We start from the raw sequence: 24692 nt of genomic DNA on the forward strand, positions 1-24692 counted from the left end.
GAGGGTTGGGGAGAGGGTGGGCGTATCAACGAAGTGAGACGCCGCGATGCTTGCCGCACGCCTGCCCTCACCCCCGGCCCCTCTCCCGCAAGCGGGAGAGGGGAGCAGATCGGCAGCATGCTTGACCCCCAGTCAAGCTCAAGCGCCCCCATTCCCCTCGTCAATCTCACTCATCTTCCGCAGCAAGTACGTCACCGCCACCCGCTCCGCCGGGTTCAGGCCGCCAAACGTCTGCTCCGAAATCTGCTTCGCGAACGGCACGGTTTCGTCGATCAACGCCAGCCCACCGGGCGTCACCGTCACCACCACCTTGCGCCGGTCGTTCGGGTCATGCGACACCGCAATCAGCTTGCGCGCCTTCAGCCGCTCGATGATGCCGCGCACCGTCGCCTGGTCGATCGCCGTGGCGCGCACCACTTCATTGAGCGAGCACGGCTGCCGGTCCCTGACCGCGCACAGCACCACGAACTGCGCCGCGGTGAGCTGCGAATCCGGGATGGTCTGCTGGAAGATCGCCACGTGGCGCTGGTATGCGCGCCGCAGCAGGTGGCCGACCTGCTCGGTGAAATCGTAGTCGGGGGCGGTCTGGTCTGCTGACGATGCGGAAGATGCGGAGGGGTTGGGCACGTCGATCGTGATGCGTTGGATGAGCGTGCCCCGAGTATATCCGCTGCTTATTCCGCAGTGATCCCCGCCGTCTTCGCCACCTTGCCGAAGCGCTCGTATTCCGATTGCGTCAGCGCCTGCAGTTCGGCCGCGCTGGATCCCTTGGGACTGAAGCCCGCCTGCACCAGCTTCTCGCGCACATCGGGACGTGCCAGCGCCTCGACGAAGGCGCCGTTGAGCGCCTGCACCACCGGCCCCGGCAGGTTGGCCGGGCCATAGACCCCGAACCATGGCTCGACCGCATAGCCCTGCAAGCCGGCCTCGGCCAGCGTCGGCACGTCGGGCAGGGACGGTGAGCGCTGCTTGCCCGCTACAGCGAGCGCGCGCAGCTTGCCCGCCTGAATATGCGGCAGCGACGCCGGCAGGTTGTCGAACATCACGCTGATATGGCCGCCCAGCATGTCGTTGATGGCCGGACTGCTGCCCTTGTATGGCGCATGCGTCAGGCTGGTCTGCGTCATCTGCGCGAACATCGCGCCGGCCAGGTGCATCGAGGTGCCGGTGCCGGCGGTTGCATAGGTCAGCCCGGGATTGGCCCTGGCGTAGGCCACCAGTTCCTTGACGGTCTTCACCGGCAGCGCCGGGCTGACCTCCAGCACGATGGTCGAGGTGCCGAGCAGGCTGATCGCGGTGAAGTCCTTGCGCGGGTCGAACGGCACCTGCTTGTAGATATGCGGGTTGAGCGCATTGGTGGAGATCGCGCCGAAGCCGATGGTGTAGCCGTCCGGCGCGGCCTTGGCCACGGCGTCCATGCCGACATTGCCGCCGGCGCCGGGGCGGTTCTCGATGACCACCGGCTGCCCGAGCTTCTCGCCCACGCGCTGGCCGACCGTGCGCGCCACCAGGTCGGTGGTGCCGCCGGCGGCGTAGGGCACGACGAAGCGGATCGGACGGGAGGGATAGCTGTCGCCGGGCGCGGCGGCGGCACTGAAGCTGCCAGCGAGCGCAGCGGCGCCTGCCAGGGCAGCGGGCAGCAACGCGCGGCGGCCGGCGTGAGCGGGGTGGGTCGGCATGGCGAGAAGTCTCCTTGGGTTGTTATCGTGGCGCCGGCCGTGACGCAGGCGGCGCGCGGCCATTGTAGGGGATCGGCAGGACGCGCGCCGGGCCGGGGCAGCCGCCGATGCGGTTGCGCCTTTTCGAATACAATCGTCGGGTCGCTTCGCGGGGCCGCGCGGGGCCGGTGCGCCGGCCCTGCGGCCCGCTTTCCACGAATTCCCGTGTCCGCCTCCCAGAAGTCCCTCGCCGCGCCTGCCGCGCTGCCGTCGCCGCAGCGCGCGGGGCTTGCCATCGCCGCCGTCGGCGCGGTGCTGTTTTCCGCCAAGGCGATCGTCGCCAAGCTGATGTACCGCTACAGCGTCGATGCCGTGATGGTACTGACGCTGCGCATGCTGTTCGCCGTGCCGCTGTTCATCGCGATCGGCTGGTGGCAGTCGCGCCGGCTGGCGCCGCTGTCGTGGGCGGACCGCGGGCGCGTGGTGTTCCTCGGTTTCATCGGCTATTACCTGTCGAGCTTCCTGGATTTCATCGGCCTGCAATACATCACCGCCGGGCTGGAGCGGCTGATCCTGTTCCTGACCCCGTCGTTCGTGCTGCTGGCCACCGCGCTGGCGTTCCGGCGGCCGATCCGTTCGCGCCAGTGGCTCTCGCTGCTGCTGGCGTATGCCGGCATCGTGCTGGTCTTCGCCCATGACCTCGACGTCAGCGGCAGCCAGGTGTGGCTGGGCGGCGCGCTGGTCCTGGGCAGTGCCATGACGTACGCTGTCTACCTGATCCTGAGCGGCGAGCTGGTGCGGCGCATCGGCTCGCTGCGGCTGGTGGCTTATGCGATGTGCGTGTCCACCGCCTGCTGCGTGATCCAGTATGTGGCGCTGGGCCGGCCCGTGGCCGAGCTGGCGCAGCCGGCGCCGGTGATGTGGCTGTCACTCGTCAATGCGGTGTTCTGCACGGTGCTGCCGGTGTCGATGACCATGGTGGCGGTGGCGCGCATCGGTGCGCCGCTGGCCTCGCAGGCCGGCATGATCGGCCCGGTATCGACGCTGTTCCTCGGCTACTGGCTGCTGGGCGAGCCGATCAGCGGCGTACAGCTGGCCGGCAGCGCGCTGGTGATGGGCGGCATGTACCTGCTTTCGGCCAGGAAAACCTGATGCATCGGCCGGGCTCTCCCGACCGTTCCAAGACAACAGACAAAGGAGAATCACATGGACATGGGATTGCGTGGCAAGCATGCGCTGGTCTGCGGCGCCAGCAAGGGCCTTGGCCTGGCCTGCGCCGACGCCCTCGCGGCGGAAGGCGTTGACGTGGTGATCGTGGCGCGTGGCGCCGAGGCGCTGGAGAAGGCCGCCGCCGACCTGCGCGCCCGCCATGGCCGCCGCGTGATCGCGGTGGCAACCGACATCACCACGCCCGAAGGACGCAAGACGGCGCTGGACGCCGCCGCCAGGCTGGGCGACCTCGACATCCTGGTCAACAACGCCGGCGGCCCGCCGCCGGGCAATTTCCGCGACTGGGAGCGCAGCGACTGGCTGGCCGCGCTCGACGCCAACATGCTGACCCCGATCGAGCTGATCAAGGCCACCGTCGACGGCATGATCGCGCGCAAGTGGGGCCGCATCATCAATATCACCAGTGGCGCGGTCAAGGCACCGATCGACGTGCTGGGGCTGTCCAACGGCGCGCGCTCCGGCCTGACCGGCTTTGTCGCGGGCGTGGCGCGTGAAGTGGCGCAGCATGGCGTGACCATCAACAACCTGCTGCCCGGGCCGTTCAATACCGATCGTCTGCGCAAGACCATGGAAGGCGGCGCGAAGCAGGCCGGCCTGAGTGTCGAGGAAGTGGCGCAGCGCCGTGCCGCGCAGAACCCGACGCGCCGCTTCGGCGAGCCGGCCGAGTTCGGCGCCGCCTGCGCCTTCCTGTGCAGCCGCCAGGCCGCCTATATCACCGGGCAGAACCTGCTGATCGACGGCGGTGCCTACCCCGGCACGTTCTGATCCCCACCAGCCTGCTGCAGTCTCACCACCCCAACCAGGAATTACTGATGACACGCCCCCGCATCGCGCTGATCGCCCACGACCACAAGAAGGACGACATCGTCGCCTTTGCCACGCGCCATCGCGCGTTTCTCTCGCAATGCGAGTTGCTGGCAACCGGCACCACCGGTGGCCGCCTGATCGACGAGGTGGGACTGGAAGTGACGCGCATGCTGTCGGGGCCGTGGGGCGGCGACCTGCAGATCGGCGCGCAGCTGGCCGAAGGGCGCGTGCGCGCCGTGGTGTTCCTGCGCGACCCGATGACGCCGCAGCCGCATGAACCGGATATCAACGCGCTGGTGCGCGCTTGCGACGTGCACAACGTGCCGTGCGCGACCAATGTCGCCACTGCCGAGCTGCTGATCGCCGGCCTGGCCAATGAGGCGGATGGCACGCAGGCAAGCTGAATTTCACCGATCGATGCAACACCACAACTAGGAGCGACGCAGATGAGCAAAGCCATCCGGATCGAGCAGACCGGCGGTCCTGAAGTCATGCAGTGGGTCGATGTGGAAGTGGGCGAGCCCGGCCCCGGCGAGGTGCGCGTGCGCCACGAAGCGGTGGGCCTGAACTACATCGACGTCTATTTCCGCACCGGCCTGTACAAGCAGCCGCTGCCGGGCGGCCTGGGCATGGAGGGCGCGGGGGTGGTCGAGGCGGTGGGCGAGGGCGTCGGCCACGTGAGCGTGGGCGACCGCGTCGCCTATGCCGGCCGCCCGACCGGCGCGTATGCGCAGGTGCGCGTGATGCCGGCCGATATCGTGGTGCGGCTGCCGGACGCGATCCCGTTCGACACCGCCGCGGCCATGATGCTGCAGGGCCTGACCGCGCAATACCTGATCCGCGACAGCTACAAGGTGCAGCCGGGCGACACGGTGCTGCTGCACGCGGCTGCCGGCGGTGTGGGCCTGATCGTCAGCCAGTGGCTGAAGGCGCTGGGTGTAACCGTGATCGGCACCGTCGGCACGGATGAGAAGGCCGAGCTGGCGCGCGCCAACGGCTGCGCCCATACCATCGTCTACACGCGCGAGTCGTTCGTGGACCGCGTCAAGGAAATCACCAACGGCAAGGGCGTGCCGGCGGTCTATGACTCGATCGGCAAGGACACTTTCCAGGGCTCGCTCGACTGCCTGGCGCCGCGCGGCACCATGGTCAGCTTCGGCAATGCCTCGGGCCCGGTGCCGCCGTTTGACCTGTCGGTGCTGGGCAGCAAGGGTTCGCTGCGGCTGACGCGCCCGACGCTGATGACCTACGTGGTGCACCGCGAGCTGCTCGAGCCGATGGTGGCCGACCTGTTCGACGCAGTCACGACGGGCAAGGTCAAGGTCGATATCCGCCAGCGCTATGCGCTGTCGGAAGTGGCGCAGGCGCACCGCGACCTGGAATCGCGCAAGACCACCGGCTCGACGATTCTGCTGCCGCGCTGAATCCGGTTCGGCGCAGGTATAAAAAATCCCCGTGGCACTCGGTGCCACGGGGATTTTTATTTGCCTGCTTCAGTGCGGCCGCACCGTGGTCGCGGTGGCGCGCGCCTGCGCCTGGCGCAGGATATGCGGCGGCAGGCGCTTCAGGATCAGGTGGACGGCCAGCGGGATCAGCACCACATCGTCAATGATGCCGAGCCCCGCGACCACGTCAGGCACGAGGTCAATCGGCGAAATCGCGTACAGCAACAGCCCGATCGCCGCGGGTTTCAGCCATGCCGGGGCATCCGGGTGGCGCAGCGCATACCAGAACAGCCGCCCATCGCGGCGTACCAGCGTCCACAGGGCCGAAAATCGCTTCAACATGAGAGGCCTCCTTCACATGGCGCGCGCCTGACACTGGCGCATACGCAGTGAGGTTGGGCCGTTGCGGACGGCTTCAAGTTCCGCGGGGGGAATGTGATGGGAGGGGCAGTGGTATCGCGGCTTCTGATGCCCGCGGTTTTCTCCCCTCTCCCGCGCGCGGGAGAGGGGCCGGGGGTGAGGGCGGGAGGGTCAAAGGCTGATGCCCTTGGGTTAGAACCGTTGGCCTTGCTTGATGTGGTTCCTAGCCAAACCGCCCCTCACCCCAGCCCTCTCCCCGTGAGGGGAGAGGGAGAACACCTTGCTTAGGCCAACTCGAGCGGCTTTGGCGCACTCTGCTCAGGCGAGCCCGGGCGGCCTTGGTGCACCCATCACCCCGGAATCTTCCCTTCCACACCCTCGACGTAGAACTTCACGCCGTGCAGGAACTTGTCATCCGCGACCTGATCCTTCGCCAGTTGCTCGTTCCCGGTGTTGTCCTTGATCGGACCCTTCCAGATCGGCGCGCTGCCATCGGCAATGCCCTTCTTGCGCTCCTCGACCAGCTTCTTCACATCTTCCGGCACGACCGCGTTGAACGACTTCAGGTCGATCATGCCTTCCTTCAGGCCCCACCACGTGGTGCTGTTCTTCCACTGGTTGTTCAGCACGTCTTCCACGACCTTGTTGTAGTAGACGCCCCACGAAATCACCGACGCGGCCAGGTGGGCCTTGTCGCCGAACTTGGTCATGTCGCTGTCCCAGCCGAAGGCATGCACACCCTTCTCCTGCGCGGTCTGCACCACGGCGGCGGAGTCGGTGTTCTGCATCAGCATGTCGACGCCCTGGCCGATCAGCGTGGTCGCGGCCTCGCGTTCCTTGCCTGGGTCGAACCACTTGTTGACCCACACCACCTTGACCGTGGCGTTGGGGTTGACGCTGCGCGCGCCCAGCGTGAACGAGTCGATATTGCGGATCACTTCGGGGATGGGCACCGACGCCACCACGCCCATCTTGCCGGTCTTGCTCATCTTGCCGGCGACCACGCCCGCCAGGTACGCGCCTTCATAGGTGCGCACGTCGTACTGGGCCAGGTTGCCGGCGGTCTTGAAGCCGGTGGCGTGCTCGAACTTCACGTCCGGGAATTCCTTGGCCACCTTGAGCATCGATTCCATGTAGCCGAAGGTGGTGCCGAAGATCAGCTTGTTGCCCTGGCTGGCCAGGTCGCGGAACACGCGCTCGGCGTCGGCGGCGGATTCGGGCACGTTCTCGACGAAGGAGGTCTTGACCTTGTTGCCGAACTTTTCTTCCACGGCCTTGCGGCCGTTGTCATGCGCGAAGGTCCAGCCGGCATCGCCGACCGGGCCGATATAGACGAAGGCGACCTTGAGGGGCTCGGCCGCCTGGCCGGCAGCGGGCGCGGCGGTGCCGGCCGTCTCGGCAGGCTTGTCGGCTTCCTTCTTGCCGCAACCGGCCAATGCCAGCACTGCGGTGGCGGCCAGCGCCGCCAGGGTTTTCCTGCGCGTGACGATCATCATTTCTCCTTGGTGAATTGTTGGTAGCTCAGGGATTTCCGTCAAAACAATCGATCCGATCCTGGCGATCAGGCATTGCCGGGCCGGAACGGCTTGCCCAGCGATGCCGGCATGTTCAGGCGTATCCACGCGGGGTTGCGCGAGATCAGCGCCAGCACCACGATGGTGGCCGCGTACGGCAGCATCGACAGGAACTGCGACGGTACCGATACGCCGATGCCCTGCAGGTAGAACTGCAGGATCGTCACGCCGCCGAACAGCCACGCGCCGATCAGCACGCGGCCCGGGCGCCAGGTGGCGAAGGTGGTCAGTGCCAGCGCGATCCAGCCGCGGCCGGCGACCAGGTTCTCGACCCACATCGGGGTGTAGACCAGCGACAGGTAGGCGCCCGCCAGCCCGCAGCAGGCGCCGCCGAACAACAGCGCGCCGAAGCGGATGGTGCGCACCGGATAGCCGAGCGCGTGCGCGGATTCCGGCGATTCGCCGATCGCGCGCAGCGTCAGGCCCGCGCGCGTGCGGAACAGGAACCACATGATGGCAAGGCACAGCAGCAGGCTGAAGTACACCATCCAGTGATGCTGGAAGAACGCCGGACCGACGAAGGGCAGTTCGGCCAGCCCGGGCACCGCCTTGGCCTGCGCCGGCATGGCAAAACCGACGAAGCGCTGGCCCATGAAGGCCGACAGCCCGGTGCCGAAGATCGACAGCGCCAGGCCGGTGGCGACCTGGTTGGTGGCGAGCACCAGCGCCAGCCACGAGAACAGCGTGGCCATCAGCATGCCGGCCAGCGCACCGGCGGCAAAGCCGAGCATCGGCGACTGGGTCTGGTAGCCGACCATGAAGCCGGCCACCGCGGCGACCAGCATCATGCCTTCGGCGCCCAGGTTGAGCACGCCCGAGCGCTCGTTGATCAGCAGGCCCAGCGCCGCCAGCAGCAGCGGCGTGCCGGCGTTGATGGCGGTGGCGATGAGGGGAGCGAGTTGTTCCATATGCTTTGTTTGCTCCGCTCAGGCCGTGGTGGCGCGCCAGCGCAGGCGGTTTTCGATCAGCGTGTCGCAGGCCAGCAGGAAGAACAGCAGCATGCCCTGGAACACCCAGCCTATGGCCGAAGGCAGGCCCAGGCGCGATTGCGCCATCTCGCCGCCGATATAGAACAGCGACATCATGATGCCGCCGAAGACGGTGCCAACCGGGTGCAGCCGGCCGATAAACGCCACGATGATCGCGGTGAAGCCGTAGCCCGGCGAGATCGACGGCAGCAGCTGGCCGATCGGGCCGACCACCTCAAACGCGCCTGCCAGCCCCGCGGTCGCGCCCGAGATCAGCAGCGCGCTCCACAATGCGCTGCGCGCCGAAAAGCCCGCGTAGCGCGCCGCCGCCGGCGCGGTGCCGCCGACCTGCAGGCGATAGCCGGCAAAGCTGCGGAACACGAACACCGTCATCACCGCCACCAGCACCAGCATCACCGCAAAGCCGGCGTGCAGGCGCGAGCCCGACATCAGGTTGGGCAGCAGGAATTCGGACGAGAACACCTTGGACTGCGGGAAGTTCATGCCGTTGGGATCCTTCAGCGGCCCGTTGACCACCCACAGCAGCAACTGTTGCGCGATATAGGTGAGCATCAGCGAGACCAGGATCTCGTTGGCGTTGAACCTGTCCTTCAGCAGCGCCGTGAGCGAGGCCCACGCCATGCCGCCGACGATGCCGGCGAGCGAGGCCAGCACCAGCACCACGGTGCCATTCATGGCCTGTCCCGGCACGTCGAAATACAGCACCGCGGCGCCCGCACAGATGCCGCCGGCGATCAGCTGGCCGTCGGCGCCGATGTTCCACACGTTGGCCCGGTAGCACACCGACAGTCCGAGCGCGCACAGCACCAGCGGCACTGTCTTCAGCAGCACCTCGCCGATGGCGCGCCTGTCGCGCAGCGGATCGGCCAGGAACACCTTCAGCGCGGCCACCGGGTCCTTGCCGAGCACCAGGAACAGCAGCGCGCCGAACAGCAGCGTCAGCGCCAGCGCGACCACCGGCGAGGCATAGGCCATGGTGCGCGACGGCAGCCCGCGGGGCGCCAGCGTGAGCGGGGAACGGGGGAAGAGGCGTCGCACATCAGCCATGGCTTCCCACCTCCGCGGGGTGTGCCTTGGCGGGACCGCCTTGCCACAAGCCGCTCATCCACAGGCCGACCTGCTCGCGCGTGGCGGTTTCGGTCGGCACCGGGGGCGACAGGTGGCCCTTGGCGATCACGTGCAGCCGGTCGCAGATCGCGAACAGCTCGTCGAGTTCTTCTGACACCACCAGGATGGCGCAGCCGGTGGCCTTCAGCGCCAGGATCTCGTTATGGATCTGCGCCGCGGCGCCCACGTCCACGCCCCACGTCGGTTGCGCCACGATCAGTACCTTGGGGCCGCTTTCGATCTCGCGGCCGACAATGAATTTCTGCAGGTTGCCGCCGGACAGGCTGCGCGCCAGCGCATCCGGTCCGCTGGCCTTGACACGGAAGCGGTCGATCACCGCCGCCGCCAGCCCGGTCGCCGCGCGCGGCGAGATCATGCCCTTGCGCACGTAGGGCGGCCTCTGGTGCGACAACAGGATATTGGTGGCCAGGCTCATGCCCGGCACCGCGCCACGCCCCAGCCGCTCTTCTGGCACGAATGCGAGGCCGGCGCGGCGGCGCTGGCGGGCGTCGAGCTTGCCGACCGGCCTGCCGCCGATCTGCAGCGATGCGTTGGCCGCGCGCGTGTCCTCGCCTGAGAGCGCCGCCAACAGCTCCTGCTGGCCGTTGCCGGAGACGCCAGCGATGCCGACGACCTCGCCCGCATGCACGTCCAGCGAAATCCGGCTGAGCTCGGTGGCGAAGGCATGCGCGCGCGGCAGCGACAACTCCTGCACGCTCAGTCGCACTGGACCGCGGAAGGCAGTCACGCGCGCCTCACGCGGCGGCTCCCCGCCGATCATCAGCCGCGACAGCGACGCCGCGGTTTCGCGGCGCGGATCGCACACGCCGGTGACCTTGCCCATGCGCATCACGGTGGCGTGATGGCACAGCGCGCGGATCTCGTCGAGCTTGTGGCTGATGTAGAGGATGCTGGTGCCTTCGTCGGCCAGCTGGCGCAGCGTGACGAAGAGCGTTTCGACCGCCTGCGGCGTCAGCACCGAAGTGGGCTCGTCCAGGATCAGCAACTGCGGGTTGGCCAGCAGCGCGCGCACGATCTCCACACGCTGGCGCTCGCCGACCGACAGCGTGTGCACGTGGCGGTTCGGTTCCAGCGGCAGGCCATAGCGCTCGGCGGTGGCGCGGATGCGCTCGGCCAGCTGCTTCATGTTGCCTTGCTGGCTGGCAGGCAGGCCGAGCGCGATGTTCTCGGTCACGGTCAGAGTGTCGAACAGCGAGAAATGCTGGAACACCATGGCAATGCCCAGGTTGCGGGCATCGTGCGGGCTGTTGATCGTGACCGGCGCTCCGTTGAAGTGCACCTCGCCGGCATCGGGCCGGACGGCGCCGAAGATGATCTTCATCAGGGTGGACTTGCCGGCGCCGTTTTCGCCCAGGACGGCGTGGATTTCGCCGGGAGCGACGGTAAGGCTGACGTCATCGTTGGCGACGACGCCCGGATAGCGCTTGCTGATATGGGCAAGCGCCAGCCTGGGAGGGGTTTGTGATGTCACTGAGGCAGCTCGGGTTGTTGTGAGGGCAGCAACGTCGGGATGAGTCAAAGCGCGGCAGTGCGTGGCGCAGGATCGCCGCGCCGCATTGCAGCATTCATCATGAACTGGTGATGCTCGATATAGGTGTCGAATTATATAAGTGCGCGGGGGGTGGAAGGCCTGAAACGGGCGAGTGTCCAGTCCCCGCAACGGTTGCAGGCAGGTTGCAAGTCGCATGCCGGCTACGGCACGAAAAAAAGCCGCCGCCTCCTGGTGGAGGCGGCGGCTTGCCGAAGCTGATGGGGTCAGGATTGCGAATGTTGTCTCCCCTCTCCCATTTATGGGAGAGGGGCGGGGGAGAGGGCGGGAGTGTCCACATCGTGAGGGCCGTTGCTATTGCCAGCGCCGGCCCTCTCCCCCAACCCCTCTCCCGCGCGCGGGAGAGGGGAGCAAACCGGTAGGCGAATTACGCCCCGGAACCCGCCGCGATCGTCGCGAACCGCCCGTCCCGGAAATCCGCCAGCGTCTGGTAGATCTGCTCCTGCGTGTTCATCACGAACGGGCCGTACTGCGCAATCGGCTCGTTCAGCGGCTTGCCGGCGATCAGCAGGAAGCGCGCGTCCGCGTCGGCCCGCACCACCACGCCGTCGGCCGTGCCGGCGTTGTCCAGCACGCCCATGCGCTGGGCCTCGACCACCGCGCTGTCGTCGTCGTCGCCGATCGACACCTCGCCCTGGTAGACGTACACAAAGGCGTTATGCCCGGCCGGCAGCGCTTGCGCGAACGATTGCCCGGCCGGCAGGTGCACGTCGAGGTAGAGCGGCTCGGTCACCGGTCGAGTCACCGCGCCGGCCACGCCGTGGCTGGCGCCGGCCAGCACGCGGACCGTGCCGCCGCTTTCGTCGTCCCCCAGTGCCACCGTCGGAATCTCGGCCGACGGCATGTCGCGGTACCACGGCGCGGTCATCTTGTCCGCGGCAGGCAGGTTCAGCCAGAGCTGGAAGCCTTCCATGCGGCCGTCTTCCTGCTCGGGCATTTCCGAGTGCACCACGCCGGCGCCGGCCACCATCCACTGGGCGCCGCCGTTCTGCAGCAGGCCTTCGTTGCCGGCGCTGTCGCGATGGCGCATGCGGCCGGCCAGCATGTAGGTGATGGTCTCGAAGCCGCGGTGCGGGTGATCGGGGAAGCCGCCGACGTAGTCGTCCTTGCTGTCGGTGCCGAAGGCATCGAGCATCAGGAACGGGTCCAGCCGGCGCTGCAGGTTCTGCGTCAGCACGCGGGTCAGCTTCACGCCGGCGCCGTCGGAGGTGGCGATGCCCCGAACGACGCGGTCCACGGTGCGCGAGCGTTGCACGCTTTCCGCGGCGGTGGCGGGAACGGTGGTGAAGAGGCTACGGGTATCCATGTCTTTCTCCTGTGGGCGGGAGGCGCGGCGATCGTGCCGCGCGGTCCCGTCGTTTCAGCTACCCCGTCAATTTAGTGGTTTGGCCGGGAAAGAGTAGAGGGCGGGAAGACAACAGATTGTTCCATTCATGGGTCAACGGACCTGACCGCCACTATCGGAATTGGAACGACGCGGCGGGCGGCGCCGGCCCTCCGGACCGGTGCCGCGAACGCCTCGCGGCAGCATAAAATTGCCGCGAAATCCGGGCCGGAAAGCGGAAAGATGACAAGATCAAAGAAGATCGCTATAATAGCGCTCTCTTTGTCATCCGTTGATGTGAATTGCAAGGTGGCCGAATCCGCGCCAGCCCTTGCCAGTCAACGGCCAAATGGATCGGCGGCGCGCCCAAAAACCTCAATACCTGCGCTGCCACTGGCCAACTGGTCGCCACGCCTAACGCGTCGCCGGTTGCGCCGCTTCAGGGACTGCCCGGACGCATGGCCGGCTTCCCGTCAATCGGGCCTCCCCCCGCCAACGCGGAAGGGCCCACAGACCGTCCGCCGGCAATCGTGCCGGTCATGGCGGCAAGGCAATCTGAACCGGGCCGGTGGCGCCTCCATCTCCGCACCCACCAGCCCATATTGTTTTCCGCGATCGGAAAGTGGCGTGTTGCGCTCTTTTCGGGCCGCAGGAGGGGAGAGTATGTCAAAGCAATCGGCCCGGTCTTTCGCCTGGGCAGGACTGACGCTTGCCGCGATCGCCGCATTGGTCGCGTGGATCGGCGTCGATGTGATTCAAAAATATCAGGAGCGCCTGATTTACGACGTCGCCGACCATCTGCGCCTGGTCGCGATCTCGATGGCGCTGGCGCTGGCCACCGGCATCCCGGCCGGCATCGCGCTGAGCCGCCCGTGCATGCGCCGCTGGGCCGACCGGCTGATGCAGGTCTTCAACGTCGGCAATACGGTGCCGTCGCTGGCGGTGCTGGCACTCGCGCTGGCAGTGCTCGGCATCGGCGAGCGCCCGGCGATCCTGGCGCTGTGGCTGGCTTCGCTGCTGCCGATCGTGCGCAACACCTACGAGGGGCTGCGCAGCGTCTCGCCCACGCTGCTGGAAGCGGCGCGCGGCATCGGCATGACGCCGGTGCAGCGGCTGGTGCGCGTGGAACTGCCGAACGCGCTGCCGGTGATGCTGGCCGGCATCCGCATCGCGCTGGTGATCAACGTCGGTACCGTGCCGCTGTCGTTCCTGATCGGCGCCAACAGCCTGGGCGAGCTGATCTTCCCGGGCATTTACCTGAACAACCAGTCGCTGCTGCTGCTGGGCGCGGCCGCCACCGCGCTGCTGGCACTGGCACTGGACGCGCTGTTCGCCGCTGCCGGCCAGATGTACCTGCGCCGCCGCGGGCTGGCGCGCTGACGCGCTTACCAAGGTTAACGAGGGGGCCGACATGAAAGACCCAATGCAATTCATCCGCCGCCGCGCGCGCCGCGCCGCCATGCTGGTGGCAGCCGTCACCGCGCTCGCGGCAGGACTGGCGCTGGCCACGGCGCCCGGGGCGCACGCCGCTGCGGCAGCCAATACCGCCAATGCCGCCGCAGCGCCGATCCGCGTGGGCGGCAAGAACTTCACCGAGCAGCTGCTACTGTCGTCGATGACGTCGAAATACCTGCGTGCCAAGGGCTTCAGCACCGAACTGACCGCCGGGCTGGGCAGCACGCTGATGCGCCAGGCCATGGAGAGCAACCAGCTCGACGTGGTCTGGGACTACACCGGCACTGCGCTGATCGTGTTCAACAAGGTCCAGGAAAAGCTGGGCGCGAAGGAAAGCTATGAGCGCGTCAGGCAGCTGGACGGCGCGCGCGGGCTGGTGTGGCTGGATGCCTCCAACATCAACAACACCTATGCGCTGGCGATGCCGAAGGAACGCGCTGGCAAAGGCGTGACCACGCTGTCGGCGTTTGCCGAGCAGATGCGCAAGGCCGGTCCCGATGCCAGCCACCCGTTCGCTGTCGACATGGAATTCGCTGCGCGCCCGGACGGCCTGGAGCCGCTCAAGGAACTGTACAAGCTGCCGTTCTCGCGCCGCGACGTGATCCAGCTCGACCCGGGCCTGGTCTACACCGCGCTGAAGAACAACCAGGTCGAACTGGGCCTGGTCTACGCCACCGACGGCCGCGTCAAGGGCTTCGACCTCGTGCTGCTGGAAGACGACCTGCATTTCTTCCCGCCGTACAACGCGGTGCCGGTGGTGCGCAAGCCCGTGCTCGACAAGCATCCGGAACTGGCGGGCCTGCTCAACGCGCTCGCGGCCAGGCTCGACAACCAGAGCATGACCGACATGAACTACAAGGTGGACATCGGCCAGCAGCCGGTGGACAAGGTGGCGGAGGACTTCCTGCGCAGCCACGGACTGATCTGAGGAGGGCCGCATGGACTTGTTTTCTTACCTGCAGCACAGCTGGCCCACGCTGCTGAAGATGACCGGCGAGCATCTCGTGCTGGTCGGCTCTGCGGTCGGGCTGGCGATCCTGATCGGGGTGCCGCTGGGCATCGTGATCACGCGCTTCCGCGCACTGGCCACGCCGCTGCTGGCGCTGGCCACCATCGTGCTGACGCTGCCGTCGATCGCGCTGTTCGGGCTGATGATCCCGATCTTCGCGCGCTTCGGCCATGCGCTCGGCTACGTGCCGGCGGTGACGGCGGTGTTTCTGTATTCGCTGCTGCCGATCATGCGCAACACTTACACCGCGCTGGCCAATGTCGACCCCGGCATCCAGGAAGCGGGCCGCGGCATCGGCATGACCACCTGGCAGCGGATGCGGCTGGTCGACCTGCCGCTGGCGGTGCCGGTCATCCTCGGCGGGGTGCGAACCGCCGTGGTGATGAATATCGGGGTTGCCACCATTGCCGCCATCATCGGCGCGGGTGGCCTTGGGGTGCTGATCCTGCAAGCGATCAGCCAGAGCAACATGAGCAAGCTGGCCGTGGGCGCGGTCCTGGTCAGCCTGCTCGCCATCGTGGCGGACGCTTTCCTGCAGTGGTTGCAGCGGGCGCTGACGCCGAAGGGGATCCGTCCATGATCGAACTCGACCAACTCACCAAGTCCTTCCAGCAGAAAGACGGCACCGAAGTGCGGGCCGTCGACGCCGTGTCGCTGACGGTGCCGCGCGGCGAGATCTGCGTCTTCCTCGGCCCGTCGGGCTGCGGCAAGACCACCACGCTGAAGATGATCAACCGGCTGATCGAGCCGACCGCGGGCACGGTGCGCATCGAGGGCGAGGACACGCGCGGCATCGACGGCGTGACCCTGCGCCGCAAGATCGGCTACGTGATCCAGCAGATCGGCCTGTTCCCCAACATGACCATCGAAGAGAACATCATGGTGGTGCCGCGCCTGCTCGGCTGGGGAAAGAAGCAGTGCCGCGAGCGCGCCCGCGAACTGATGGCGATGGTGCAGCTCGACCCAAACCTGATGCTCGGCCGCTACCCGCGCGAGCTGTCGGGCGGGCAGCAGCAGCGCATCGGCGTGATCCGCGCGCTGGCGGCCGATGCGCCGGTGCTGCTGATGGACGAGCCCTTCGGCGCGGTCGACCCGATCAACCGCGAGAGCATCCAGAACGAATTCCTGCAGATGCAGCGCCAGCTCGGCAAGACCGTGATCATGGTCTCGCACGATATCGACGAGGCGATCAAGCTGGCCGACAAGGTGGCCGTGTTCCGCCGTGGCAAGCTGGTGCAGTTCGACCACCCCGACGCGCTGCTGGCGCACCCGGCCGATGAGTTCGTGCAGGCCTTCGTCGGCCACGACAACACGCTCAAGCGCCTGCTGCTGGTGCGCGCCGGCGACGCCGCCACCATGCCGCCGAGCTGCCGCCCCGACATGCCGCTGGCCGAGGCGCTGGGCGTGATGGATGATGCCGACGTGCGCCACCTGCCGGTGGTGGACGAGGCGCAGCGCGCGGTCGGCTATGTCACGCGCCGCGACGCGCGCTCGGGCAAGGGCGTGTGCAGCGAGGTGATGCGGCCGTTCGCGGTGACCGCGGCGTTCGACGAGCACCTGCGCATCGTGCTGTCGCGCATGTACCAGCACAACACCAGCTGGCTGCCGGTGATGGGTGCGGACGGCGACTACCTGGGCGAAGTGACGCAGGAATCGATCGCGGGCTACCTCAGTTCGGGCCGCTCGCGTGGCCAGTCCGCGCTGGCGATGCCCGCGGCTGCCGCGCCGGCGCCGCTGCGCGCGGCGGCCTGAGCGCGGCAGCCTGAGGACAGGGCAGAGCGCGCGCATCCGGGCTATGCTTGACGCATGCTCCGCTACTGCCGCTCCCCGCTTTGCCTGGTCGTCGAAACCCGCTGGCTGATCCCGCGCGGCTTTGACGGCTTCACGCCCGGCCCGCTGATCCTGCTGCGGCCCGGCGCCAGCGACGCGCTGATCGAGCATGAGAAGGTGCACGTGCGCCAGTTCTGGCGCAGCTGGGGGCTGATGGGTGTGCTGTATCTGGCCAGCCGGCGCTGGCGGCTGCGCTATGAAGTGGAGGCGTACCGCGAGCAGTTGCGGCACTGTCACCCGGACTCGGCATACGCATTTGCGCGCGTGCTGGCCCAGAAATACCGGCTGAAGATTTCAGAAGCCGAAGCCTACCGGTTGCTGACGCAGTGTCCGGAAGGCGCATCGGAATAGGTCCGAATGGATACGGCCCGCACCGGTTGCCCGGTGCGGGCCGTCTTGCTGTCTGGCGGAAGCGGTGAGATTCGAACTCACGGATGGGTCACCCCATCGGCAGTTTTCAAGACTGCTGCCTTAAACCACTCGGCCACGCTTCCGGAAAGTGCGGGCATTGTAGCGCGAAAGGGCGGGTCCTTCGGCGCTTCGTTGCCATCGACCTGACGGTCAGGCCGCGCATTATACAAGGCCCGCGTGCAACGAGGTGGTCTTGCAGCGCGGCAAGGCGGCATGCGTAAACTTCCTGCCACACCGCCGGCCGCGGCTGTCGGCGTCTGTCTGACACAGCGGAACCTTCACATGGGCCCGCCGCTCATATTGGAGTGCATGGGATCGCGGCGCGTGCCACCGGTGTGTGTCGGTGTGCCGCAATCCCTGCTTCGACTGGCAACAGAGGAGAACTCAATATGCGAATGCAAAGCAAGAAATGGCTGATCCTGCCGGCAGCTACCGCGGTGGCGGTGCTGGCCGGTTGTGCCGCACCGTATAACGGCGGCTACAGCAATACCGGATACAACACCGCGCCGCCTCCGGCCTACCAGACCACCAACACCTCGCAGGCGCCTGCCGGCTCGGTGTACTACGGCCGTGTGGAATCGATCGAGCCGATCACCTCCACGCAAAACAGCTCGGGCTTGCTGGGCACCGTCATCGGCGGTGCCGCGGGCGGCCTGCTGGGCCACCAGATCGGCGGCGGGCGCGGGCAGACCGCGGCCACCATCGGCGGTGCCGTGGTGGGCGCAGTGGCGGGCAACCAGATCGAAAAGCGTGCGGGCAGCAATACGCAGAACGCGTATCGCGTCAACGTGCGCCTGGACGATGGCCGCGTCGCGACCGTGACGCAGTCGAACCTGGGCAACCTGCAAGTCGGCATGCGCGCCCGCGTGGCCAACGATATGGCGACGCCGTACTGACGCTGACGGCTGTCCGAAGGCAGAAAGGCCACGCGATTGCGTGGCCTTTTTGTTGAGACTGTCGGGACTTGTCGGGACGCCGCTGCGTCCACAATTCAGTCCTTCAGGAACATCTCCTGCAGGTCATTCAGGAAGCGCCGGCCCAGTTCCGTCGGCCGGATGGTCGTCAGGTCCGCTTCCAGCAGTCCCTTCTTTTCGGCTTCGGCGAGTTGCTTGCTGATGGTGTGCAACGGCAGCCCGGTGTAGTCCTGGAAGCTTGCTGCGGGGACGCCATCGGTCAGGCGCAGCGCATTGAGCATGAACTCGAACGGCAACTCGTCGGCGCTCACGTCGCGCGCTTCCTGCACGGCATTGCCGGCAAGCGCCTGCGCCATGTAGGTGGCGGGATGCTTGTGCCGCATCTGGCGCAGGATGCGGTGCGGGAACGACAGCTTGCCGTGCGCGCCCGCGCCGATGCCGAGGTAATCGCCGAAACGCCAGTAGTTGAGGTTATGGCGCGCCTCGCGATGCGGCTTTGCATAGGCCGACGTCTCGTAGTGGCGATAGCCCGCCTCGGCCGTGCGTGCCTCGATCAGGTCCTGCATCTCGTACGCGCTGTCGTCGTCCGGCAGCGCGGGCGGGAACTTGGCGAACAGCGTGTTCGGCTCCAGCGTCAGGTGATACAGCGACAGGTGCGTGGTGCCGTACGAGAGCGCGGTTTCCAGGTCCTGCCGGCATTCTTCCGGCGTCTGTCCGGGCAGGGCGTACATCACGTCGAGGTTGATATTGTCGAAGCTCGCCTGCGCGATATCGATCGCCTTGCGCGCCTCGGCGCCGCCATGGATGCGGCCGAGCGCCTGCAGGTGCCGGTCGTTGAAGCTCTGGATGCCGATCGACAACCGGTTGATGCCGCTGGCGCGGTAGCTGGCGAACTTGTCGGCCTCGAAGGTGCCGGGGTTGGCCTCCATCGTGATCTCGGCGTCGGCATCGAGAGGCAGCAAGGCGCGGATATCGGACAGCAGCCGGTCCATGCCGGCGGCCGACAGCAGGCTGGGCGTGCCGCCGCCGATAAAGACGGTATGCACGGGACGGCCCCATACCAGCGGCAGCGATTGCTCCAGGTCCGCGCGCAGCGCGTCCAGGTAGATCTCTTCCGGGATCTCATGGTTGTTGGCGCCCGGCGCCGCGTGCGAATTGAAGTCGCAATACGGGCACTTGCGCACGCACCACGGGATATGCACGTACAGCGACAGCGGCGGCGATCCGGGCAGGCTGATCTGCCCGGGCTTGAGCCATAGCTGCTTGGTGTCGACGGCAGAGGCGGCGGGCGGCGCGCTGCCGGCCGGTACGATCGGGATCATCGGCCGTTGCGCTGCGCGGCGTCGGCTTGCAGCCTGGCCACCAGCGCGCGCAGTGCCTGGGCGCGGTGGCTGATCGCGTTCTTCTCTTCCGCCGATAGCTCGGCGGCCGTCTTGCCCAGCACCGGCAGCAGGAAATGCGGATCGTAGCCAAAGCCGCCCGCGCCGCGGGGCGCGTCGACGACCTCGCCATGCCACACGCCTTCGGCGATCAGCGGGCAGGGATCCTCTGCATGGCGCACGAACACCAGCACGCAGTAGTAGTGCGCATGGCGGTCCAGCTTGCCGGCCAGTTGCGACACCAGGTACGCGTTGTTCGCCGCATCCGACTTGGGCTTGCCGGCCATCTGCGCATAGCGCGCCGAATAGACGCCGGGCGCGCCGTCGAGCGCGCGCACGCTGATGCCAGAATCATCGGCCAGCGCGGGCAGGCTGGACAGCCGGCTGGCGTGGCGCGCCTTGGCCAGGGCGTTCTCGACAAAGGTGACGAAGGGCTCTTCGGCCTCCGGGATGCCCAGGTCGCCCTGCGGCACCACGTCGAAGCCGAGCGGTGCCAGCAGCGTGCCGAACTCGCGCAGCTTGCCGGGATTGTTGGAGGCCAGTACCAGTCGTTGCATGGTCGGATCCTGGGTCAGGCCAGGCCGAGCGCTTCGCGCTGGTGCTGCACCAGGCGGGCGATGCCGGCTTCCGCCAGGCGCGTCATGGCGTCGAGGTCGGCGCGGCTGAAAGGCGCGCCTTCGGCAGTGCCCTGCACCTCGACAAAGCCGCCGCTGCCGGTCATGACCACGTTCATGTCGGTGTCGCAGTTGCTGTCCTCGGCGTAGTCCAGGTCGAGCACCGGCACGCCGTCGACCATGCCGACCGAGACCGCGGCCACGTGGTCGCGGATCGGGTTGCCGACGATCAGGCCGTCGCGCAGCATGGTGGCGACCGCGTCGTGCGCGGCGACAAAGGCGCCGGTGATGGCCGCGGTGCGGGTGCCGCCGTCGGCCTGCAGCACGTCGCAGTCGAGGTGGATGGTGTATTCGCCCAGCGCCGCCAGGTCGAACACCGAGCGCATGGCACGGCCGATCAGGCGCTGGATCTCCTGCGTGCGGCCGGTCTGCTTGCCGCGCGCGGCCTCGCGGTCCGAGCGCGTATGCGTGGCGCGGGGCAGCATGCCGTACTCGGCCGTGACCCAGCCTTCGCCGCTGCCCTTCTTGTGCGGCGGCACCTTGGCGAGCACGCTGGCGGTGCACAGCACCTTGGTATCGCCAAAGGCACAAAGGACGGAACCCTCGGCGTGGCGGGTGTAGTGGCGGGTAAGGCTGATGGAACGCAGCGCATCGGCTGCGCGGCCGCTGGGTCGCATGGAATGTTCGGGTCGGAATCGGGGGAGAGACCGCGATTCTACCGCCGCGGGGCCGCGCGCGCTGCATACCGGCGCGCGGCGAAGGATAGAGGCCGCCGGCGAACCCGGTCAGCGCATCAGGTTGCTGGTCTTGTCGATGGCGGCGCGGATCTCGGCGATCGAACGCTCGATCTCTTCCTCGGACAGCAGGTCGCTGTCCGTGCCGGTGCGGTCCAGGATCGACGTGGTGAACGCGTTCAGCGGCAGCGTATCGGTCATCACCGAATCCGGGCCGGTGGCGTTGTTGTCGAGCTCCCACATCATGGCGATGCCGGTGGTGTTGTCGGCACCTTCGCCGGCGTTCTGCAGCGCCTGCTCGATCAGCGCCGGCACCGCCTGTACCACCGACAGCCGCGACAGCTTGTCGACCAGCGCCTGCTCGTCCAGCGGACCCCACAGGCCGTCGGAGCAGAGCAAGGCGACGTCGCCGGGCTCCAGCCGCACCGGGCCGCCCAGGTCGATCAGCGGCAGGTTGGGCGAGCCCAGGCAGTTGTAGAGCTTGTTGCGCTCGGGGTGGTTGGCCACGTGCATTGGCAGCACGCGTTCCTGCTGCAGCAGGTTCTCGATCTTGGAGTGGTCGCGCGTGCGCGTCAGCAGGCGGCCCTTGCGCAACAGGTAGTAGCGCGAATCGCCGGCATGGGCCCAGTAGACCTGGCCATGCTGGACCAGGCAGCAGACCACCGTGGTGCGCGGCACGTCGGCCATGCGGTTGGCTTCGGCGTAGCGGTGGATTTCGCGGTGCGCCAGCATGATGGTGTCCTGCAGGAACTCCGCGGGATTGCGTATCACCGGGCGCGCCTGGGTCTGGAACTGCCGCGCGAGCGTCTGCAGCGCCTGCTGCGCCGCGACTTCGCCGTGCGCGTGGCCGCCGAGCCCGTCGGCCAGCACCATCAGCAACGCGTCGCGCGTGAAGCAGTAGCCCATGCGGTCCTGGTTGACGCGGCGGCCGCCTTTCCTGCTTTCCTGGTAGACAGAGAATCGCATGTTGGCTTCGGAACTTCAGTAAGGTCACCGCGCCCCGATGGGCGCGATTTGTGATTTATTCTACGCCCGCGCCGGGGGCCGGCTCGTCGCGGCGGCGCAGCAGCGTCAGGAAGCGCGAAGCGGGGGCAGGGCGCTCGGCAGGCGCTGCTGGCGGCGCGGCCGCCAGCAGCGCCTGCTCGCTCAGCGCATTGGTCTGCTCGCGCAGTTCCTTCTGCAGCCGGAACACGCTCTGCGGCCGCTCCGACGGCGCCAGCCGCAGGCACCATTCGACCAGGTCGACCATACCGTTGGTATAGCTGCTGCGCAGCCGCACCAGCGCCTCGCCCATGCGGTCTTCCTTCTCGCGCTGGTTGGCCTCCTGCGGCGGCATGCCGGCCATGCAGGCATAGAGCGTGGCACCCAGGCTGTAGATATCGGTCCAGGGCCCCAGGTCGGAATGCTTGCCGTACAGTTCGGGCGCGGCAAAGCCGGGCGTGTACATCGGCTGGAAGCGCGCCGCTTCCATGGTCAGCGTCTGCCGCGCGGCGCCGAAATCCAGCAGGATCGGCGACTCGTCCTCGCGCAGGTAGATGTTGCCGGGCTTGATGTCCAGGTGCAGCAGCTTGTGGATATGCACTTCACGCAGGCCGCTCATCAGGTCGTGGAAGACCTTGCGCATGAAATGCTCGCGCAGCACCTTGGCGCGGCCCTGCTGCCGGGCCGCCAGCACGTGCTCCTGCAGCGTCTTGCCCAGCTCGTAGTTCATCACCATGTAGACCGTGGCGTTCTCGCGGAAGAAATTCACCACGCGCACCACGCTGGGATGGGAAATGCGGGCCAGCGAGCGGCCCTCTTCAAAGAAGTACTTGAGCCCGAGGCGGAACGCCGCGGCGTTTTCCTCGGGCACCACGGGGATCAGTTCGCCCGGGTTGCGCCGCGCCAGCGACGACGGCAGGTACTCCTTGATCGCGACCGGCGCGCCGGTTTCATCGGTGGCCAGGTAGACGAAACTGAACCCCCCGCTGGCCAACTTCTTTACAATACGATAGTTGGACAACAGCGTGCCGACGGGCAGCGGTGCACTCTTCAGTTGTGTCGTGCCCTTGGACTCTGTCATGGGAATAGGGGCCGGATTTGCCTCCGCGGATTTGCCAACGGATTGTCCGGGCTAATCGGTCACTTGTAAAGAACACAAATACGGGCATTGTTGCCCTCCTTTCAACGTTTTGAGAGCGCTCCCGGATCCGGTCGCGGGAGGCTCGAGGAGGGTGCCCGCGGGCCGGCAGCGCCCCGCGGCCGCCTCCACTCACGAGAACATCCAATGATCCACAGCATGACAGGCTATGGCCTGGCGACGCGCCAGGCGCCACTGACCAACGCACAGGGCGAGCCGAGCGGGCGCACTGCCTCCGTTTCGGTGGAATTCCGCACTGTCAATTCGCGTTTCCTCGACCTGTTGTTCCGGGCCCCGGAAGAGTGCCGCGCCTTTGAGCCGGCGCTGCGCGAGATGCTGATGGCCGAACTGTCGCGCGGCAAGCTGGAATGCCGCATCAACCTGCAGCGCACCGATTCGGGCGGCGCCACGCTGGCGCTCAACGACGGCCTGCTGTCGCAGATCCGCGCGCTGGAGTCCACCGTGGCCGGCACCTTTCCCAGCGCCGGCACGTTGCGCATGGGCGAGATCCTGCGCTGGCCGGGCGTGCTGGTCGAGCCCGAGCTGTCGCAGGACGCGCTGCGCGAAGCCGTGACCGGCGCCGCGCGCGAGGCGCTGGACCAGCTGCTGGAAGCGCGCCGCCGCGAGGGCGAGGCGCTCAAGGCGGCGCTGATGGAGCGCGTCGACGCCATGCTGACAATCGTCGAGCGCCTGACGCCGGCGATCCCGCAACTGATCGCGCACCACCAGCAGAAGCTGACCGAGCGCCTGCAGGAAGCGTTCAACCTGGCCGCGCCCACCGGCATGCCGTCGATGAGCCGCGACGAGATCGCCGAGCGCATCCGCCAGGAAGCCACCGTCTACGGCATCCGCATCGACATCGCGGAAGAGCTGTCGCGGCTGCAGGCACACCTGAACGAGACCCGCCATATCCTGAAGAAGGGTGGGCAGGTCGGCAAGCGCCTCGACTTCATGATGCAGGAGCTGAACCGCGAGGCCAACACGCTCGGTTCCAAGGCCGCCGCCAAGGAGCTGGCCGATGCCTCGATGGAGCTCAAGCTGCTGATCGAGCAGATGCGCGAGCAGGTCCAGAACCTCGAATAACGCAGCAAGGCACCGGCATCACCCCAGGAATCACCCCGAAGTCACCGAATCATCATCATGAGCCAAACGTCTCAAACCGCGCCGCATCCTCCTATCGACACCGTCTACCCGGGCAACCTGTTCATGGTCGTGGCGCCGTCGGGAGCCGGCAAGTCGACGCTGGTCAACGCGCTGCTGGCGCAGGATCCGGCCATCCGCCTGTCGATCTCGCATACCACGCGCGCGCCGCGCCCGGGCGAGCAGAACGGCCGCGAATACCACTTCGTCAGCGTCGACGACTTCCGCGCCGCGCGTGACCGCGGCGAATTCCTGGAGTGGGCCGAGGTCCATGGCAACTATTACGCGACCTCGCGCGTGTGGATCGAGCAGCAGATGGCGCAAGGCAACGACGTGCTGCTCGAGATCGACTGGCAGGGCGCGCAGCAGGTGCACCAGCGCTTCTCCAACGCGGTCGAGATCTTTATCCTGCCGCCGTCGCTGACCGCGCTGGAAGAGCGCCTGAAGAAGCGCGGCCAGGACGAGCCCAAAGTGATCGTGCGTCGCCTGCTGGCGGCGGGCAGCGAGATGTCGCATGCGTCGGAGTCGGACTACGTCATCATCAACGAGGTCTTCGACGATGCACTGGAAGAGCTGCGCAACGTGGTTCGGGCTACCCGTCTGCGCTTTTCGTCGCAAAAGGCACGGCACGCGGAGCTGTTCATCGAGCTCGGCATCCACTGAGCCGAGGCACGCGAGCGCAGGCGCCTCCGGCGTTTTCCGCCGCGTGCTGTAAAATAGCAACCCAACAGGTTTTGTCCCAAGGTGGATTTGATATGGCGCGTATTACCGTCGAAGATTGTCTGAAACACATCCCGAATCGCTTCGAGCTCGCCCTGGCGGCCACGTACCGTGCGCGCCAGCTGGTGCAGGGCCACACGCCCAAGGTCGAGGCCAAGGACAAGCCGACCGTGGTGGCACTGCGCGAGATCGCGTCGGGCCAGGTCGGCATCGAGATGCTGAAGAAGGTCCCGACCTGATCGACCCGATCGAGCGGCCGGCCCATGGCTCATCCTCGCAACGTGCCAGCATATTTCCAGGCTC

At 67.3% G+C, this 24692-nt stretch carries 26 protein-coding genes and 1 tRNA gene; 13 read left to right on the top strand and 14 right to left on the bottom strand.

Annotated elements, in window-relative coordinates; all coding sequences use genetic code 11:
• Positions 1–138: 138 nt before the first annotated feature.
• Positions 139–627: a MarR family winged helix-turn-helix transcriptional regulator gene (locus tag VSR71_RS11275; RefSeq protein ID WP_342913947.1), complete on the bottom strand. Its 489-nt coding sequence runs from the start codon at positions 625–627 to the stop codon at positions 139–141.
• Positions 628–674: 47 nt separating this feature from the next.
• Positions 675–1679 carry a tripartite tricarboxylate transporter substrate binding protein gene (locus tag VSR71_RS11280; protein ID WP_342913948.1) on the bottom strand — a complete coding sequence of 335 codons (1005 nt, stop codon included), beginning with the start codon at positions 1677–1679 and terminating at the stop codon, positions 675–677.
• A gap of 243 nt (positions 1680–1922) precedes the next feature.
• On the opposite strand from VSR71_RS11280, the gene VSR71_RS11285 reads away from it, so the two are divergent.
• Genes VSR71_RS11285 through VSR71_RS11300 form a run of 4 tightly spaced genes read left to right on the top strand, consistent with a single transcriptional unit; the run spans position 1923 to position 5119 of the window.
• The gene (locus VSR71_RS11285; RefSeq protein ID WP_342914079.1) at positions 1923–2810 is read left to right on the top strand and encodes a DMT family transporter; all 888 of its coding nucleotides are present in this window, start codon (positions 1923–1925) and stop codon (positions 2808–2810) included.
• 54 nt (positions 2811–2864) lie between these two features.
• Positions 2865–3653, top strand: a complete 789-nt coding sequence (locus tag VSR71_RS11290; RefSeq protein ID WP_342913949.1) for an SDR family oxidoreductase — start codon at positions 2865–2867, stop codon at positions 3651–3653.
• A 44-nt stretch (positions 3654–3697) separates the two neighbouring features.
• Positions 3698–4099: a methylglyoxal synthase gene (locus VSR71_RS11295; RefSeq protein WP_209760587.1), complete on the top strand. Its 402-nt coding sequence runs from the start codon at positions 3698–3700 to the stop codon at positions 4097–4099.
• A gap of 42 nt (positions 4100–4141) precedes the next feature.
• On the top strand, positions 4142–5119 hold the full coding sequence (locus tag VSR71_RS11300) for a quinone oxidoreductase (protein WP_342913950.1): 978 nt from the start codon (positions 4142–4144) through the stop codon (positions 5117–5119).
• A gap of 69 nt (positions 5120–5188) precedes the next feature.
• On the opposite strand, the gene VSR71_RS11305 is transcribed toward VSR71_RS11300, so the two are convergent.
• The 6 genes from VSR71_RS11305 to VSR71_RS11330 form a co-directional block, all read right to left on the bottom strand.
• Positions 5189–5482 carry a YkvA family protein gene (locus VSR71_RS11305; protein ID WP_062797448.1) on the bottom strand — a complete coding sequence of 98 codons (294 nt, stop codon included), beginning with the start codon at positions 5480–5482 and terminating at the stop codon, positions 5189–5191.
• 368 nt (positions 5483–5850) lie between these two features.
• Positions 5851–6993, bottom strand: coding sequence for a BMP family ABC transporter substrate-binding protein (locus VSR71_RS11310; RefSeq protein ID WP_342914080.1), 1143 nt, complete (start codon positions 6991–6993; stop codon positions 5851–5853).
• 68 nt (positions 6994–7061) lie between these two features.
• On the bottom strand, positions 7062–7982 hold the full coding sequence (locus VSR71_RS11315) for an ABC transporter permease (RefSeq protein ID WP_342913951.1): 921 nt from the start codon (positions 7980–7982) through the stop codon (positions 7062–7064).
• An 18-nt stretch (positions 7983–8000) separates the two neighbouring features.
• Positions 8001–9110, bottom strand: coding sequence for an ABC transporter permease (locus tag VSR71_RS11320; RefSeq protein ID WP_342913952.1), 1110 nt, complete (start codon positions 9108–9110; stop codon positions 8001–8003).
• Positions 9103–10662 carry an ABC transporter ATP-binding protein gene (locus tag VSR71_RS11325; RefSeq protein WP_342913953.1) on the bottom strand — a complete coding sequence of 520 codons (1560 nt, stop codon included), beginning with the start codon at positions 10660–10662 and terminating at the stop codon, positions 9103–9105. The genes VSR71_RS11320 and VSR71_RS11325 overlap by 8 nt, the downstream gene beginning before the upstream one ends.
• A gap of 445 nt (positions 10663–11107) precedes the next feature.
• Positions 11108–12046: a pirin family protein gene (locus tag VSR71_RS11330; protein ID WP_342913954.1), complete on the bottom strand. Its 939-nt coding sequence runs from the start codon at positions 12044–12046 to the stop codon at positions 11108–11110.
• Between the two features lie 681 nt (positions 12047–12727).
• Here VSR71_RS11330 and VSR71_RS11335 point away from each other — a divergent pair.
• Genes VSR71_RS11335 through VSR71_RS11355 form a run of 5 tightly spaced genes read left to right on the top strand, consistent with a single transcriptional unit; the run spans position 12728 to position 16709 of the window.
• Positions 12728–13444, top strand: a complete 717-nt coding sequence (locus VSR71_RS11335) for an ABC transporter permease (RefSeq protein ID WP_342913955.1) — start codon at positions 12728–12730, stop codon at positions 13442–13444.
• 43 nt (positions 13445–13487) lie between these two features.
• Positions 13488–14447: a glycine betaine ABC transporter substrate-binding protein gene (locus VSR71_RS11340; protein WP_342913956.1), complete on the top strand. Its 960-nt coding sequence runs from the start codon at positions 13488–13490 to the stop codon at positions 14445–14447.
• A gap of 10 nt (positions 14448–14457) precedes the next feature.
• Positions 14458–15108 carry an ABC transporter permease gene (locus VSR71_RS11345; protein ID WP_342913957.1) on the top strand — a complete coding sequence of 217 codons (651 nt, stop codon included), beginning with the start codon at positions 14458–14460 and terminating at the stop codon, positions 15106–15108.
• Positions 15105–16280 carry a betaine/proline/choline family ABC transporter ATP-binding protein gene (locus tag VSR71_RS11350; RefSeq protein ID WP_342913958.1) on the top strand — a complete coding sequence of 392 codons (1176 nt, stop codon included), beginning with the start codon at positions 15105–15107 and terminating at the stop codon, positions 16278–16280. The genes VSR71_RS11345 and VSR71_RS11350 overlap by 4 nt, the downstream gene beginning before the upstream one ends.
• 54 nt (positions 16281–16334) lie before the next feature.
• Positions 16335–16709, top strand: coding sequence for a hypothetical protein (locus tag VSR71_RS11355; RefSeq protein ID WP_342913959.1), 375 nt, complete (start codon positions 16335–16337; stop codon positions 16707–16709).
• A 53-nt stretch (positions 16710–16762) separates the two neighbouring features.
• Here the strand turns inward: VSR71_RS11355 and VSR71_RS11360 are convergent.
• Positions 16763–16852: transfer RNA gene (locus VSR71_RS11360), tRNA-Ser, on the bottom strand.
• 306 nt (positions 16853–17158) lie between these two features.
• Here VSR71_RS11360 and VSR71_RS11365 point away from each other — a divergent pair.
• A complete protein-coding gene (locus VSR71_RS11365; RefSeq protein ID WP_342913960.1) occupies positions 17159–17665 on the top strand; it encodes a glycine zipper 2TM domain-containing protein in 507 nt (168 codons plus the stop codon).
• Positions 17666–17760: 95 nt separating this feature from the next.
• Here VSR71_RS11365 and hemW read toward each other — a convergent pair whose 3' ends face one another.
• The 5 genes from hemW to VSR71_RS11390 all read right to left on the bottom strand — a co-directional run bounded on the left by hemW (position 17761) and on the right by VSR71_RS11390 (position 22472).
• The gene (gene hemW, locus VSR71_RS11370; RefSeq protein ID WP_342913961.1) at positions 17761–19005 is read right to left on the bottom strand and encodes a radical SAM family heme chaperone HemW; all 1245 of its coding nucleotides are present in this window, start codon (positions 19003–19005) and stop codon (positions 17761–17763) included.
• Positions 19002–19619, bottom strand: coding sequence for an RdgB/HAM1 family non-canonical purine NTP pyrophosphatase (rdgB, locus tag VSR71_RS11375; protein ID WP_342913962.1), 618 nt, complete (start codon positions 19617–19619; stop codon positions 19002–19004). The genes hemW and rdgB overlap by 4 nt, the downstream gene beginning before the upstream one ends.
• 14 nt (positions 19620–19633) lie before the next feature.
• Positions 19634–20353 (bottom strand): ribonuclease PH, encoded by a 720-nt coding sequence (gene rph, locus VSR71_RS11380; RefSeq protein ID WP_342913963.1) that lies wholly within the window; start codon positions 20351–20353, stop codon positions 19634–19636.
• Positions 20354–20461: 108 nt separating this feature from the next.
• The gene (locus VSR71_RS11385) at positions 20462–21376 is read right to left on the bottom strand and encodes a PP2C family serine/threonine-protein phosphatase (protein ID WP_342913964.1); all 915 of its coding nucleotides are present in this window, start codon (positions 21374–21376) and stop codon (positions 20462–20464) included.
• Positions 21377–21431: 55 nt separating this feature from the next.
• Positions 21432–22472 (bottom strand): serine/threonine-protein kinase, encoded by a 1041-nt coding sequence (locus VSR71_RS11390; protein ID WP_342913965.1) that lies wholly within the window; start codon positions 22470–22472, stop codon positions 21432–21434.
• A gap of 204 nt (positions 22473–22676) precedes the next feature.
• On the opposite strand from VSR71_RS11390, the gene VSR71_RS11395 reads away from it, so the two are divergent.
• The 3 genes from VSR71_RS11395 to rpoZ all read left to right on the top strand — a co-directional run bounded on the left by VSR71_RS11395 (position 22677) and on the right by rpoZ (position 24628).
• Positions 22677–23612: a YicC/YloC family endoribonuclease gene (locus tag VSR71_RS11395; RefSeq protein WP_342913966.1), complete on the top strand. Its 936-nt coding sequence runs from the start codon at positions 22677–22679 to the stop codon at positions 23610–23612.
• Positions 23613–23669: 57 nt separating this feature from the next.
• Positions 23670–24332, top strand: coding sequence for a guanylate kinase (gene gmk / locus VSR71_RS11400; RefSeq protein WP_342913967.1), 663 nt, complete (start codon positions 23670–23672; stop codon positions 24330–24332).
• 92 nt (positions 24333–24424) lie between these two features.
• A complete protein-coding gene (gene rpoZ, locus VSR71_RS11405; protein WP_006578656.1) occupies positions 24425–24628 on the top strand; it encodes a DNA-directed RNA polymerase subunit omega in 204 nt (67 codons plus the stop codon).
• The last annotated feature ends 64 nt before the right edge of the window (positions 24629–24692 follow it).

Source organism: Cupriavidus oxalaticus (genome assembly GCF_038900635.1).
GTDB lineage: Bacteria > Pseudomonadota > Gammaproteobacteria > Burkholderiales > Burkholderiaceae > Cupriavidus > Cupriavidus oxalaticus_B.

What these genes read in the sequence shown, in the direction of transcription:
- VSR71_RS11345 (WP_342913957.1), top strand. Translation starts at nt 14,458, where the DNA reads ATGGACTTGTTTTCTTACCTGCAGCACAGCTGGCCCACGCTGCTGAAG.
- rdgB (WP_342913962.1), bottom strand. Translation starts at nt 19,619, where the DNA reads ATGCAACGACTGGTACTGGCCTCCAACAATCCCGGCAAGCTGCGCGAG.
- VSR71_RS11390 (WP_342913965.1), bottom strand. Translation starts at nt 22,472, where the DNA reads ATGACAGAGTCCAAGGGCACGACACAACTGAAGAGTGCACCGCTGCCC.
- VSR71_RS11315 (WP_342913951.1), bottom strand. Translation starts at nt 7,982, where the DNA reads ATGGAACAACTCGCTCCCCTCATCGCCACCGCCATCAACGCCGGCACG.
- VSR71_RS11395 (WP_342913966.1), top strand. Translation starts at nt 22,677, where the DNA reads ATGATCCACAGCATGACAGGCTATGGCCTGGCGACGCGCCAGGCGCCA.
- VSR71_RS11330 (WP_342913954.1), bottom strand. Translation starts at nt 12,046, where the DNA reads ATGGATACCCGTAGCCTCTTCACCACCGTTCCCGCCACCGCCGCGGAA.
- VSR71_RS11320 (WP_342913952.1), bottom strand. Translation starts at nt 9,110, where the DNA reads ATGGCTGATGTGCGACGCCTCTTCCCCCGTTCCCCGCTCACGCTGGCG.
- gmk (WP_342913967.1), top strand. Translation starts at nt 23,670, where the DNA reads ATGAGCCAAACGTCTCAAACCGCGCCGCATCCTCCTATCGACACCGTC.
- hemW (WP_342913961.1), bottom strand. Translation starts at nt 19,005, where the DNA reads ATGATCCCGATCGTACCGGCCGGCAGCGCGCCGCCCGCCGCCTCTGCC.
- VSR71_RS11305 (WP_062797448.1), bottom strand. Translation starts at nt 5,482, where the DNA reads ATGTTGAAGCGATTTTCGGCCCTGTGGACGCTGGTACGCCGCGATGGG.
- VSR71_RS11340 (WP_342913956.1), top strand. Translation starts at nt 13,488, where the DNA reads ATGCAATTCATCCGCCGCCGCGCGCGCCGCGCCGCCATGCTGGTGGCA.
- VSR71_RS11350 (WP_342913958.1), top strand. Translation starts at nt 15,105, where the DNA reads ATGATCGAACTCGACCAACTCACCAAGTCCTTCCAGCAGAAAGACGGC.
- rph (WP_342913963.1), bottom strand. Translation starts at nt 20,353, where the DNA reads ATGCGACCCAGCGGCCGCGCAGCCGATGCGCTGCGTTCCATCAGCCTT.
- VSR71_RS11385 (WP_342913964.1), bottom strand. Translation starts at nt 21,376, where the DNA reads ATGCGATTCTCTGTCTACCAGGAAAGCAGGAAAGGCGGCCGCCGCGTC.
- VSR71_RS11300 (WP_342913950.1), top strand. Translation starts at nt 4,142, where the DNA reads ATGAGCAAAGCCATCCGGATCGAGCAGACCGGCGGTCCTGAAGTCATG.
- VSR71_RS11365 (WP_342913960.1), top strand. Translation starts at nt 17,159, where the DNA reads ATGCGAATGCAAAGCAAGAAATGGCTGATCCTGCCGGCAGCTACCGCG.
- VSR71_RS11335 (WP_342913955.1), top strand. Translation starts at nt 12,728, where the DNA reads ATGTCAAAGCAATCGGCCCGGTCTTTCGCCTGGGCAGGACTGACGCTT.
- VSR71_RS11280 (WP_342913948.1), bottom strand. Translation starts at nt 1,679, where the DNA reads ATGCCGACCCACCCCGCTCACGCCGGCCGCCGCGCGTTGCTGCCCGCT.
- VSR71_RS11310 (WP_342914080.1), bottom strand. Translation starts at nt 6,993, where the DNA reads ATGATCGTCACGCGCAGGAAAACCCTGGCGGCGCTGGCCGCCACCGCA.
- rpoZ (WP_006578656.1), top strand. Translation starts at nt 24,425, where the DNA reads ATGGCGCGTATTACCGTCGAAGATTGTCTGAAACACATCCCGAATCGC.
- VSR71_RS11290 (WP_342913949.1), top strand. Translation starts at nt 2,865, where the DNA reads ATGGACATGGGATTGCGTGGCAAGCATGCGCTGGTCTGCGGCGCCAGC.
- VSR71_RS11355 (WP_342913959.1), top strand. Translation starts at nt 16,335, where the DNA reads ATGCTCCGCTACTGCCGCTCCCCGCTTTGCCTGGTCGTCGAAACCCGC.